This is a genomic window from Blastococcus sp. KM273128, assembly GCF_021698975.1.
Taxonomy (GTDB): Bacteria; Actinomycetota; Actinomycetes; order Mycobacteriales; family Geodermatophilaceae; genus Blastococcus.
This window is the reverse complement of the sequence record NZ_SSXA01000032.1, coordinates 1-12483: the sequence shown is the minus strand read 5'-3', so window position 1 is coordinate 12483 and position 12483 is coordinate 1. Positions and strand designations below refer to the sequence as shown.

Genomic DNA, 12483 nt, shown 5'->3' with positions numbered 1-12483 from the left:
CGACCGCGATGACCGCCGCCGACCGTCCGGTCCTCGTCGTCGACAACTTCGACAGCTTCGTCTACAACCTGGTCCAGTACCTCGGCCAGCTGGGCGTCCGGTGCGAGGTGCGGCGCAACGACGCCGTCAGCGTCGCGGAGCTCCCGGACCTCGACGTCGCCGGCGTGCTGCTCTCCCCCGGCCCCGGGACGCCGGCGGACGCCGGCGTGACCGTGCCGATGGTCCGCGCCGCGGCCGAGCAGGGGATCCCCGTCCTCGGCGTGTGCCTGGGCCACCAGGCGATCGCGGAGGCGTTCGGCGCGGTCGTGGTCCGCGCCCCCGAGCTGCTGCACGGCAAGACCAGCCAGGTGGTGCACGAGGGCCACGGTGTGCTCGCCGGTCTCCCCTCGCCGTTCACCGCCACGCGCTACCACTCGCTGGCCGTCGACGCCGCGACGGTGCCCGACGAGCTGGAGGTCACCGGGCACACCCCGTCGGGCCTGGTGATGGCGCTGCGGCACCGTCAGCTGCCCATCGAGGGAGTCCAGTTCCACCCCGAGTCGGTGCTCACCGAGGGCGGCCACCGAATGCTCGCGACCTGGCTGGCCGCGTGCGGTCTCGCGCCAGACGAGGACCTGGTGGCCGCCGCCACCGCGAGCGCCCAGCGGCTCACCTCGGCCACCGCCTGACCCCCGGAACGCAGCAGGGCCCCTCCCGTCCGGGAGGGGCCCTGCTCGCATCCTGGGGCGGTGGTCAGCCGCCGGTGGTGCCGCCACCGCCCGTGCCGCCTCCGGTGGTGCCGCCACCACCCGTGCCGCCTCCGGTGGTGCCGCCACCACCCGTGCCGCCGCCGGTGCCGTCCCCGCCCCCGTTACCGCCCTCGTCCTCGCCCCCGGTGCCGGGGTCCGTGGGCGTCTGCGGCTCCTCCGCGGGGACCGGGATGGCGACGAGCAGGGTGATCGTCTCGCCCGAGCCGACGTCCTGCCCGGCCGAGGGGTCGGTCTCGACGACGGTGCCCGGCGCGACGTCGTCGCGCTCGACGTCCTGGCGGGTGATCTGCCCGGCGCCGAAGCCGGCCTCCTGCAGCGCGGCGCGCGCCTGGGCCTCGGGCTGGTTGACCACGTCGGGCATCTCGACGGTGCCCGTGGAGACGCTCAGCGTGATCGCGGTTTCCGGGTTCGCCTGGCTCGACTCGGCGGGGCTGACGGCGGCCACCCGGCCCTCGTCGTACTCGATGGAGTCGACCTGCCGGCTGGAGACGTTCGTGAACCCGGCCTGCTCGAGGTTGGCGCGGGCCTGGTCCTCGGTGAGGCCGACGACGTTGGGCACCTGGACGGTGTCGGGCCCGGCGCTGATCACCAGGTCGACCTCGCTGCCCTCGTCCACCCGGCTCCCGCTCGGCGGCGTGCTGCCCAGCACCTGGCCCTCGGGCACGGTGCCGCTGGCCTCCTGGCTCACCTCGCCGACGACCAGGCCGGCCCCGGTGAGGGCCTGCTCCGCGGCCGCCTGGTCGAGGTTGAGCAGCAGCGGAACCGCGACCTGGGCGACGGTGGGGGTCTCCTCGCCGCGGGTCAGCGCCACCGCCGCGGCGATCGCCCCGCCGAGCAGCAGCACGCCGAGGACCGCGACGATCGCGATGATGCGGCGCTTGCGGCGCCGGTCGCCGTCGTCGTCCCAGTCCTCGTCGCCGTACCCGCTGGCGTAGCCGCCGACCGGGGCGCCGATGATGGCGGTCTTCTCGGCGTCGCCCATGACCGGCGTCGCCTCCACCCGCTGCCCGGCCAGCGCCCGGAGCAGGTCGTTGCGCATCTCTGCGGCCGACTGGTACCGGTTGGCCGGGTTCTTGCTCATCGCCTTGAGCAGGATCGCGTCCAGCTCCGGCGGCACGTCCGGGTTGATCGACGACGGCAGCCGCGGGTCCTCGCGGACGTGCTGGTAGGCGACCGACACCGGGGAGTCCCCCGTGAAAGGTGGCGCGCCGGTGACGAGCTCGTAGAGCAGGCAGCCCAGCGAGTAGACGTCGGACCGGGCGTCCACGCCCTCGCCGCGGGCCTGCTCGGGGGAGAGGTACTGCGCGGTCCCTATCACCGCCGCGGTCGAGGTCATCGTGGCCGCGGAGTCCGAGACCGCGCGGGCGATCCCGAAGTCCATCACCTTGACCGAGCCCTGCGGCGTGATCATGACGTTCCCGGGCTTCACGTCCCGGTGCACGATGCCGTTGCGGTGGCTGAAGTCCAAGGCACCGCAGATGTCGGCGGCCAGGCTCATGGCCCGCTCGACCGGCAGCCGGCCCTCGCGCCGGAGCACGTCGCGCAGCGTCTCGCCCTCGACGTACTCCATGACGATGTACGGGGTGGCGCCGCTGGGCGTGCGGTCCTCGCCGGTGTCGTACACGGCGACGATCGCCGGGTGGTTGAGCGACGCCGACGCCTGCGCCTCGCGGCGGAAGCGCACCTGGAAGGAGGGGTCGCGGGCCAGGTCGTGGCGCAGCACCTTGACCGCGACCTCGCGGCCCAGGCGCAGATCGCGTCCGTGGTGGACCTCGGCCATGCCGCCGCGGCCCAGGACTCCGCCGATCTCGTAGCGCTCTCCGAGCACCTGCGGCGTGGTCATCGACGGTCCTCTCGGGCGGTTCCGTGCAGCCTCCGCGGCCCGGTTCTGCGGGGGCTACCCGCGACGGTCGACGCCGCGGACTGCTGGCCGTCGGCGAGCCTAACCGCAGAACCCCCCGCAACCCGGGACCGCCGTGTCGGGCTGCTCACGACCCGTTACCCAGTGTCGTCGCCGCGTTGGCCTCGGGGTCGGTACCAGGATCGGCCGGTTCCGTCGTACCGGTCGGCTCGGGCGACGTCGACGGTGCCGGGGTACCCGCGGCGGAGGTCGGCGTGCTCGTCGGCGCCGTGGTCGTCGTGGGCGCGGTCGTGGTGGGCTGCGTCGTGGTGGGCGGCGCCGTGGTCGTCGTGGGCGCGGTCGTGGTCGGCGCCGCCGGCTCCTCCTCGCCCTCGCCCTCGTCCTCGTCGTCCTCCACGGGCGCGGGGGCGTAGTCGTCGGGGGAGTAGAACAGCGTGATCGGGGTGTCCGGCGTCGCCTCGATGCCGGAGGGGTCGATGCCGGCGACGTCGTTCTCGTCCAGGGTCTGGCCGAGGACGGTCAGCAGCCCCGCGCTGGCCTCCTCCTGCGAGACCGTGGTGAAGCCGGCCTCGCGCAGCTCCTCCTCCACCTCGTCGGCGTCGCGGCCGATGTACCGCTGCGGGTCGAGGAGGATGCCGTCGACCTCGGCGCTGGGGCTGACCGCCCCGGTGGTGGGGGAGGCGTCCCGCCCGGTGGTGTCGGCGGAGTCCCGCAGCAGCAGCCAGGTGGTGCCGGCGACCAGGAGGACGAGCACCAGGGCCGCGGCCGGCCAGAGCCAGCCCGGGGTGCGCCGCGAGGGAGGTTCGGCGTCGCTCCCCCAGTCGTCGTCGTCCGGTGGCGCGTGGAGCGGCGGCATGGGTCGCCCGCCGGTCGCGGGCGCCACGGCGGGCATCCCGGCGGCCGGGGTGGCGAAGACCTGGGTGCGGCCGTCCCCGACCTCCACGATCTCCGTGGGGGCGGTGGCCGGTGCCACCACGGGACCGGGCCCGGCCAGGGTGTCGCCGGCGGCGACCCGGCGGACGGCGTCGGAGAACGCGCCACCGTCGGTGAACCGGTCGGCCGGGTCCTTGGCCAGGGCGCGCTCCACGAGCAGCCGGACGGCCGGGGGGACGTCGCCGGGGAGCGGGGGTGGCGGCCGGTTGATGTGCGCGAGCGCGATGGCCACCTGCGAGGCGCCGTCGAACGGCCGGACGCCGGCGAGGCACTCGAAGCCGACCACGCCGAGGGAGTAGATGTCGGAGGCGGCGGTGACCTCCATGCCCTGGGCCTGCTCGGGGGAGAGGTACTGCGCCGTGCCGACCACCATGCCGGTGCGGGTGAGCGGGGCGGCGTCGCGCGCCTGGGCGATGCCGAAGTCGGTCAGCTTGACCACGCCGTCGGGGCGGACGATCAGGTTGCCCGGCTTGATGTCGCGGTGCACGACCCCGGCCCGGTGGGCGGCGGAGAGCCCGTCGGCGGCCTGGCCGAGGACGTGCAGCGTCCAGTCGACCGGCAGCCGCCCCTCCTCGTGCAGGATCGTCACGAGCGGCTGGCCCTCGACGAACTCCATGACGAGGAAGGCGAGGGTCTGGACGCCGCTGTCGTCGGTGGTCTCGCCGTAGTCGTAGACCGAGGCGATGTTCGGGTGCGACAGGGCCGCGGTGTGCCGCGCCTCGTTGCGGAACCGGGCCAGGAAGCTCGGGTCGTTCGTGTACTCGGTCTTGAGCACCTTCGCCGCGACGATCCGGTCCAGCACCCGGTCGCGCGCCTTCCACACCTCGCCCATGCCGCCCGTGGCGATGGGGGCGGTGATCTCGTAGCGCCCGGCCAGCAGGCTGCCGATCCCCAGTGCCATCAGCCGCCCTGCCCGTCGAAGTAGGCCGCCATGACCTCGCGCGCGATCGGCGCCGAGACGTCGCCGCCGGTGCCGCCGCCGTTGGCCACGAACACGGCGACGGCGATCTGCGGGTCGTCGGCGGGCGCGAAACCCATGAACCAGTTGTGGTCGGGCACGCCCTCGCGCACCTGCGCGGTACCGGTCTTGCCGGCCACCTTCATGCCGGGCAGGCGGGCGGCGCGGCCCGAGCCGCGGGCGACGACGCTGACCATCATCTCGGTGAGCTGGTCGGCGACCGCCGCGGAGATCGGCTCGTTGAGCACCTCGGGGTCGGCGGAGTCGATGACCGTGAGATCCGGGGCGCGCAGCTCGTCGATCAGGTAGGGCCGCATCTGCACGCCGTCGTTGGCGACCGCGGAGGCGACCATCGCCGCCTGCAGCACGGTCATCCGGACGTCGCGCTGGCCGATCGAGGTCTGGGCCAGGGCGGCGTCGTCGACGATGTCGCCCACGCTGCTCTGCGCCACCTGCAGCGGGATCTGCAGGCCCTCGCCGTCGAGCCCGAACGCCTCCGCCATCTCGCGGACCTGGTCCTCTCCGAGGTCGAGGCCCAGCTGGGCGAAGGCGGTGTTGCAGGAGATCGTGAGCGCGTCGGTGAGCGACTGCTCGCCGCTGGGGCTGCACGCCGAGCCGCCGAAGTTGGGGATCACCCGGCTGCTGTTCGGCAGGGGCAGCTCGCGGGGGGCGGGGACGACCGACTCGGGGGTCAGCCCGTCCTCCAGCGCGGCGGCCGCGACGATCACCTTGAACAGCGAACCGGGCGGGTAGTTGTCCGCGATCGCGCGGTTCACCCGGGGGTCGGGCTCCTGCGCGGTGATCTGCTCCATGTTCTCGCGGATGGCCGAGGGGTCGTGGCCGGAGACCAGGCCCGGGTCGTAGGTCGGCGTGCTGGCCATGCCGAGGACCGCGCCGGTCTGCGGGTCGAGCGCCACGACGCCGCCGGTCACGCCGTCGAGACCCGCCATGGCGGCGGCCTGCACGTCCGGGTTCAGGGTCAGCACGACGTCCCCGCCCGCCGGGTCGCGCCCGGTGAACAGGTCGGCGATGCGGCGGACGAACAACCGGTCGTCCTCCCCGGAGAGCACGTCGTTCATGACGTCCTCGAGGTACCGGTTGCCGTACACCAGCGAGTGGTACCCGGTGACCGGCGCGTACAACGGCCCCTGCGGGTAGGTGCGCAGGTACTCCAGGCGGCCGTCGGTGGGCACGGAGAGGGCGACCTCGGTGCCCTCGACGATGATCGAGCCGCGTTCCCGGTCGTAGGACTCGGCGATGATCCGGGTGTTGCGGGTGTCCGAGCGCAGGTCGTCGGAGCGGACGACCTGGATGACGTTGACGTTGACGATGAGCAGCGTGAAGAGCACGAGCACGCTGATCGCGACGCGCCGCAGTGGTGCGTTCACGGCGTCACCACCTCGGTCGGTGCCTCACCCAGGCGCACCGGCGCGGCGTGCGGGGCCGCCGGGCGGCGGGCGGCGTCGCTGATCCGGACCAGCAGCGCGACCAGCACGAAGTTGGCCACCAGTGACGACCCGCCGTAGGCCAGGAACGGCGTGGTCAGCCCGGTCAGCGGCAGCAGCCCGGTGACGCCACCGAGGACGACGAACACCTGCCAGGCGACGGCGAACGCCAGGCCGGTGGCCAGCAGCTTGCCGAAGGCGTCGCGGACGACGAGGGAGGTGCGCAGCCCGCGCTCGACCAGGATCAGGTAGACGACGATCACCGCGACCAGGCCGAACAGGCCGAGCTCCTCGCCGACGGCGGCGGCGATGAAGTCGCTCTTGGCCACCGGCACCTGGTCGGGACGGCCGCCGCCGAGACCGGCGCCGAACAGCCCGCCGGTGCCCAGGCCGAACAACGACTGCATGAGCTGGTAGCCGGCGCCGTCGTAGTACGCCGACGGGTCCAGCCAGGTGTTCACCCGGGCCTGCACGTGGGCGAAGATCTGGTAGGCGATGAACGCACCGCCGGCGAAGAGCCCCAGGCCGATGAACAGCCAGCTGGCCCGCTCGGTGGCCACGTAGAGCATCACCACGAAGATGCCGAAGAGCAGCAGCGAGCTGCCCAGGTCGCGCTCGAAGACGAGCACCAGGATGGAGACGGCCCAGGCCAGCAGCACCGGGCCCAGGTCGCGGCCGCGCGGAAGCTCGATGCCCGCCACCTTCTTGCTGGCCAGCGCCAGCACGTCGCGCTTGTCCACCAGGTAGGCGGCGAAGAAGACGACCAGGCAGATCTTGGCGAACTCGCCCGGCTGGATGGAGAAGCCGGCGACCCGGATCCAGATCTTCGCCCCGTTGACCTCGGAGATCGACGCCGGCAGGACGGCCGGGATGGCGAGCAGCACCAGCCCGACGAGAGCCAGCGTGTAGGCGAACCGGGAGAGCGTCCGGTGGTCGCGGACGACGACGAGCACCGCGACGAAGAGGGCGACGCCGAGGGTGGCCCACACCAGCTGCACCGGGGCGTCCTCGCGCGTGACGGTGCTGCCCACCTGCCCGGCGGCGAGGTCCAGCCGGTGGATCACGGCCAGCCCCAGGCCGACGAGCAGCGCGACGGCCGGCAGCAGCAGCGGGTCGGCGTAGGAGGCCCAGCGGCGGACGACGAGGTGCGCGACGACCCACAGCGCGGTGATCCACACGCTGAAGCCGGCCATCTGCGGCCGGAGCTCGTCGGTGACGGTGAGGTCGACGATGATCTGCGCGACCACCGTGATCAGCACGGCGAAGGCGAGCAGCAGCGCCTCGGTGCCCCGCCGGGTGGGGGTCGCGGCGGTGCTGGCGCGGGGATCGGTGACGGGGCCGGCCATCAGTCGACCTCCCGGCAGTCCACCCCCGGCACGGGGGCCGAGGTGGTCCGTGTCGACGTCGGTTCGGCCGGCTCGTCCTCGATCGCCGGGGCCTCGGGCAGGGCGGCGTCGCCGGGAGCGGGCTCCGGGGCGGTGGTCGGCTCGGTCTCCGAGGGCGTCTCCGTGGGCGTCGGCGTGCCGGTGGGCGCCGTGGCGTCGCCGGCCGGCCGGCAGATCGGCAGCCGCTGGTCGGCCAGCGCGGAGACGATCCGCTCGGCGTCGGCGGAGTCGTCCGCGGTGATGCTCCCGAGCACCCGGTTGCGCGCGGCCGGGGTCAGGTCGGCGAGCGCGAGGTCGGTGCCCCGGTCGAGGCGGTACAGGTCCATCCCCAGGAGGGAGACGTCGAGGCCGCGGAAGACGGCCACCTGCCGGTCGTCGCCGGAGCCGTTCACCCCCACGAACCAGTTGTTGAGCGCCCAGAAGTACATGCCTATCGCCCCTGCCACCAGCACGGTGAGAAGGGCCCCCGCCACCAGGAGGATGCGCATCGGGCGGCGGCGGGCGGAGGGGCCGCCGCCCGTCGGCAGCGTGGGTGTCGGCGGGGGAGCGGCGGCCTGGTCGGCGAGGGCCGCCCGGCCGGCGGCGGAGCGCGGGTCCACCTCGCGCTGGCCGACGTTGTCGCCCGCGGCGCCGTCCACCACCGGGTCGAAGCGGCCGTTGCTGCCGGTGTCCTCGAGGACGTCGGCGACGATCACGGTGATGTTGTCCGGCCCGCCGCTGCGCAGCGCGAGCTCCACCAGCCGGTCGGCGGTGGCCTCCGGGTCGGGGTTCTGCAGGGCCTCGGCGAGGGTCTCCTCGCTGACGACGCCGGAGAGGCCGTCGGAGCACAGCAGGTAGCGGTCGCCGGCGCGCGCCTCGCGCATCGAGAGGTCGGGCTCCACCTCCTGTCCGTTGAGGGCGCGCAGCAGCAGCGAGCGCTGCGGGTGGTGGTTGGCCTCCTCCGGCGTGATCCGGCCATCGTCGATCAGCGTCTGCACGAACGTGTCGTCGTGGGTGATCTGGGTGAACTCGCCGTCGCGCAGCAGGTAGGCGCGCGAGTCGCCGACGTGGCAGAGCGCCAGCCGGCCGCCGGCGAACAGGATCGCGGTGAGCGTGGTGCCCATCCCCTCGAGCTGCGGGGACTCCCGGATCACCTCGCGCAGGTGCTCGCTGCCCTCGAAGACGGCGGCATGCATCGACTGGAGCATGTCGCCGGTGGGGGTGTCGTCGTCGAGGTGCTCGAGGGCGGCGATCACCACCTTGCTCGCGATGTCACCGGCGGCGTGACCGCCCATGCCGTCGGCCACGGCCAGCAACCGGGGCCCGGCGTAGACCGAGTCCTGGTTGTTGCCGCGGATGAGGCCGCGGTCCGAGCGCGCGGCGTAGCGGAGGACCAACGTCACGAACGCAGCTCCAGTGCGGTCTGGCCGATGCGGATCGGCTGGCCGGGGGCGACCTGCAGCGGGCCCTGCACGCGCTGCTGGTCCAGGTAGGTGCCGTTGGTGGAGCCGAGGTCCTCGACGTACCACTGGCCGCCCCGGTTGGTCAGGCGGGCGTGCCGGGAGCTGGCGAAGTCGTCGGTGAGGACCAGCGTCGAGTCGTCGGCCCGGCCGATGAGGATCGGCTGCTCACCGAGGGTGATCTTGGTCCCCGTCAGCGGGCCGGCGGTGACCACCAGCGACTTGGGGCCGCGGTGCCCGCGCTTCTTCGGCGCGGTGGCCCTGGGTGGCACGGTGGCGACGCGGCCGGGGCGGCCGCCGAACAGGTCGGCCCGCACCACGCGGAACGCGGCGAAGATGAACAGCCACAGCAGCAGGAGGAAGCCGAAGCGGAAGATCTGGACGACGAGCTCGGTCACGGCCGCACCCGCCCGGCGCCGCGGCGGAGCTCCTGCCCCCGGATCCGGCCCGGCTGCCACCGCACAGCCCCCGTCACGCCCCGTCCTGCCGGTAGACGAGCACCGAGTGGCCGATGCGGATGACGTCGCCGTCGCTCAGCGGCTGCCGGTTGATGCGCCGGCCGTTGACGAGGGTGCCGTTGGTGGACCCGAGGTCCTCCACGGTGGCGACGTCCCCGTCCAGGACGACGTCGACGTGCTTGCGGCTGACGCCGGTGTCGGGGATGCGGATGTCGGCCTCGGTGCCGCGGCCGATGACGTTGCGCCCGGTGGAGAGCTCGTGCCGCGTGCCCGGGCCGTCGACGACCAGGACGTGGGTCGTCGTCGTCCGGGAGCCCGCGCGCCCCACCACGGAGGGGTTCTGCTTGCCGGTGTCGGTGGCCATCCGCCCGCGCAGCGGCGGGAGCGGGGGCAGCGGCGGGTGGCCGGGCACCGGGGCGGAGGCCATCGGGGGTGCGTCGGCGCGCGCGTGCGGCCGGGCCGGGTCGGCGACCTGGGAGCTGACCTCGAAGACGCCGGTGGTCAGCTCGTCGTCCCGCTCGAGCGCGACGGTGACCTTGTCGAAGACCTGGTAGCCCTCGTCCTCGATGTGCTCGGTGACCATGTCGGCGAGCTCGCCGGCGAGCTGGTCGGACCACTGGCCGAGGTGCTCGTAGTCGGTCTCGCCGAGGCGGACCACGTAGACGTTGGGTGCCAGCACCCGGCCCTCGCCGAGGATCGAGCGCTGCTCGTCGGCCTCCCGCTGGAGGGCCTTGGCGATCTCGGCGGGGTGGACCTTGCCCTTGAAGAGGCGGGCGAAGGCCAGCCCGACCATGCCTTCGAGCCGGCGCTCGAAGCGCTGCAGCACACCCACAGTCGCTCCTCTGCGCTCGCCGGACGTCCCGCTCTGCCACCCGTGATCGTAGCCGGGCCGGGCGCGGCTGACCGCCCAGGAAGGTGCGACGCCCCGCACGTCGTGCTCACGCGCGCCGCGGCGGACCCCCTCGGCGGCGGACCGCCGCGCGGCTGCTACTGTTCTCCCTCGCCAGGGCAAGTGGCGGAATGGCAGACGCGCACGGTTCAGGTCCGTGTGTCCGAAAGGACGTGGGGGTTCAACTCCCCCCTTGCCCACTCCGGACTGGGGAATCCCCCAGTCCTCGCAGAAGGCCGGGACTCAGTCCCGAGCTGCGGACGGCAGGCCTCACCGGCCACCGTCCGCAGCTTGCGGAGACCGGCCAGCATCCGCGGGCGAAGATCTGAGCCCCGGGGCGACTGACACCGCCGGATCCCCCGGCACCAGTCCCTCCATGCCCGCTGGACTGGACACCGCTCACCGCACCGCAGCCCGCGTCGCCGCCATCCGCGCGCCGCACCCGGGCACTGACGCCCTCCGCCGGAAGGCCGCGCCGCGCAGTGCCGGTGGCCGTGCCGCCGCCGAGGTGCTGGCACCGGTCGTGCACATCTCCGACCGCGCCCCGCGGCCGCCGCGCGACGGCGCCGTCCGGGACGCGCACGCGCCGCGCATCGACGCGCAGAACCGGGTCGACCTCGGCAAGGCGTTGCGCGCACTCGGCTGGACCCCGGAGACCCTGCTCGTCGCAGCCCGGGAGAACGGGCACGTCGTCATCCGCGCCGCCGCCCACAGCCCGCTGCTGACCCGGGTGCCCGTCGACGCCGACCGCCGCCTGACCCTGCCGCCGGCCGTGCTCGTCGCCCTCGACGTCCGCCCCGGTGACCAGGTGCTGGCTGGCGTCGTCGTCGACACCGCCGAGCTGCACCTGTTCGCGGTCGCCGACGCACTGCAGTTGCTGACCGGTGTGCTGCCCGCCGGATCGCAGGCCGAGGGCTCGCCGGAGCCTGCGCTGCGTGCCGCCGGCGGCAGTCGCATCAAGGGCCGCTGGCGGGCCGCCGAAGGCAGTGCTCGGACCAGTGGCGACGGCCGCGCCGGGGACTGATTGACCAACTCATCGAGGGGCGAACCGTGCCGGTGGTCCCCAACGGCAACCGAACGGAGCCAACAACCATGTCCCGCAACACCGCCATCCTGCAGCAGTACCTCGACTCGCTCACCGAGGAGCGCGACGACGACTGCGACTTCGTCCTCGTCGAGGACTACAGAGACATCGCGGCCGTGATGAGCATGCCCGCCGGGCCCGACCGGGTTCGGTGCGCTGACCGCTGGGCCGAGACGCGCAGCCAGGTGCTTCCTGACGGCCGGGGGTTCTACGCGGTCATCTCCCGTGAGGCCGATGGCGAGCTCAACGCCACCGGGCACGCCGACCCCCACTCGATGGCGAGGGAGTACCTGCGCATCAGCGAGGACATCCTGGGCCGCCCACGTGGCACCAACATCGGCAGGGCCGGGGCTGGCTACCTCCTCCAGCGGATGGTGGCCGACCAGGACGACACGTTCTTCCGGGTCGTCGGCCTGACCTTCCACGGCGCCATCGGCGTCGTCTCCCTCGACCTCGTGGGGCTGGACGACCACGGCGAGCCCGTCCCCGGCACCGAGAGGAGCGTCTTCAGCCTTGACGGCTGGCAGGTGCTCTGACCAGCGCTCCAACGAAGGCCCCCATCTGCTCCCGCGAGCGGGTGGGGGCCTTCTGCCGTTCCGAGCCCCGCCGGGCCAACGCCGAGTGCCCCCTCGCAGCCGGTGTCCGATGACCTCACGGTCTGGCGCCGCGGCGGAAACCGGCGCCGATCCCCTCGGCCCGATCTCGGTTCTCCAGGTGACTGCGCAGCGGCTGATCGCCCGCACCGTCCGGCTCGCCAACACCCGAGCCGGCGCCGCCGGCCGCACCGAGGAGAACCCATGTCCCACCCCGAGCCGACCGCTGCGACCAACTCCGACACCGCCGCTCCGGCCGGCCCCCTCGCCGAGTACGCCGCGGCGATGGCGAAGGTCCGGCAGCTCGTCGACGCCGGACTCGTCACCCCCGAGGCCCTCGGCTTCCAGTCCCCGGTCGCCGCCGCAGGTCCGGCCGCGACCCTCGTCCCCGGCGAGCGCATCACCATCGCCGACCTGGCCACCAAGACGCTCGACGGGCTCAAGGGCGGCACCAAGAGGACCTACCGCTCCTACATCCGCTTCCTCGCCGAGGGCTGGCCGCTGGACGTGCCGCCGGAGGAGAAGGTGTACCCGGGCCTGGGGGAGAAGTGGGCCGACGAGGTCCTGCCCAGCCACCTCGAAGAGGCCCTCTGAACCCCGATCCACCATCGAATAGGCGTGTGGCTGCGCGTCGGAAAGCACGAATGCCCCTCTGACCAGGGACGATGTGGCTTGTCGAAGGTCTCATC

Annotated in this window: 11 protein-coding genes and 1 tRNA gene; 5 read left to right on the top strand and 7 right to left on the bottom strand. The window is 73.7% G+C overall.

All coding sequences use genetic code 11. The features are described from left to right. Positions 1-8 precede the first annotated feature (8 nt). Positions 9-668: an aminodeoxychorismate/anthranilate synthase component II gene (locus tag E9529_RS11235; RefSeq protein WP_236831238.1), complete on the top strand. Its 660-nt coding sequence runs from the start codon at positions 9-11 to the stop codon at positions 666-668. A gap of 64 nt (positions 669-732) precedes the next feature. On the opposite strand, the gene pknB is transcribed toward E9529_RS11235, so the two are convergent. From pknB to E9529_RS11200, 7 genes are all read right to left on the bottom strand, one after another. Further along, positions 733-2592 (bottom strand): Stk1 family PASTA domain-containing Ser/Thr kinase, encoded by a 1860-nt coding sequence (pknB, locus tag E9529_RS11230; RefSeq protein ID WP_236831237.1) that lies wholly within the window; start codon positions 2590-2592, stop codon positions 733-735. Between the two features lie 145 nt (positions 2593-2737). Beyond that, positions 2738-4444, bottom strand: a complete 1707-nt coding sequence (locus tag E9529_RS11225) for a serine/threonine-protein kinase (protein WP_236831236.1) — start codon at positions 4442-4444, stop codon at positions 2738-2740. Then, positions 4444-5889 carry a penicillin-binding protein 2 gene (locus E9529_RS11220; RefSeq protein WP_236831235.1) on the bottom strand — a complete coding sequence of 482 codons (1446 nt, stop codon included), beginning with the start codon at positions 5887-5889 and terminating at the stop codon, positions 4444-4446. The genes E9529_RS11225 and E9529_RS11220 overlap by 1 nt, the downstream gene beginning before the upstream one ends. Beyond that, complete coding sequence (locus tag E9529_RS11215) at positions 5886-7292, bottom strand: FtsW/RodA/SpoVE family cell cycle protein (RefSeq protein ID WP_236831234.1); 1407 nt, start codon at positions 7290-7292, stop codon at positions 5886-5888. Before E9529_RS11215 ends, E9529_RS11220 begins: the two co-directional genes overlap by 4 nt. After that, a complete protein-coding gene (locus E9529_RS11210; RefSeq protein ID WP_236831233.1) occupies positions 7292-8713 on the bottom strand; it encodes a PP2C family serine/threonine-protein phosphatase in 1422 nt (473 codons plus the stop codon). Before E9529_RS11210 ends, E9529_RS11215 begins: the two co-directional genes overlap by 1 nt. Beyond that, positions 8710-9168, bottom strand: coding sequence for an FHA domain-containing protein (locus tag E9529_RS11205; protein WP_236831232.1), 459 nt, complete (start codon positions 9166-9168; stop codon positions 8710-8712). The genes E9529_RS11210 and E9529_RS11205 overlap by 4 nt, the downstream gene beginning before the upstream one ends. Positions 9169-9241: 73 nt before the next feature. After that, the gene (locus E9529_RS11200) at positions 9242-10060 is read right to left on the bottom strand and encodes a DUF3662 and FHA domain-containing protein (protein ID WP_236831231.1); all 819 of its coding nucleotides are present in this window, start codon (positions 10058-10060) and stop codon (positions 9242-9244) included. Between the two features lie 174 nt (positions 10061-10234). On the opposite strand from E9529_RS11200, the gene E9529_RS11195 reads away from it, so the two are divergent. The 4 genes from E9529_RS11195 to E9529_RS11180 all read left to right on the top strand — a co-directional run bounded on the left by E9529_RS11195 (position 10235) and on the right by E9529_RS11180 (position 12388). Continuing rightward, a tRNA-Leu gene (locus tag E9529_RS11195) sits at positions 10235-10317 on the top strand. A 176-nt stretch (positions 10318-10493) separates the two neighbouring features. Continuing rightward, positions 10494-11141 carry a hypothetical protein gene (locus tag E9529_RS11190; protein WP_236831230.1) on the top strand — a complete coding sequence of 216 codons (648 nt, stop codon included), beginning with the start codon at positions 10494-10496 and terminating at the stop codon, positions 11139-11141. Positions 11142-11209: 68 nt separating this feature from the next. Further along, on the top strand, positions 11210-11737 hold the full coding sequence (locus E9529_RS11185; RefSeq protein WP_236831229.1) for a hypothetical protein: 528 nt from the start codon (positions 11210-11212) through the stop codon (positions 11735-11737). Positions 11738-11998: 261 nt separating this feature from the next. Beyond that, positions 11999-12388, top strand: a complete 390-nt coding sequence (locus tag E9529_RS11180) for a hypothetical protein (RefSeq protein WP_236831228.1) — start codon at positions 11999-12001, stop codon at positions 12386-12388. Positions 12389-12483: the final 95 nt, after the last annotated feature.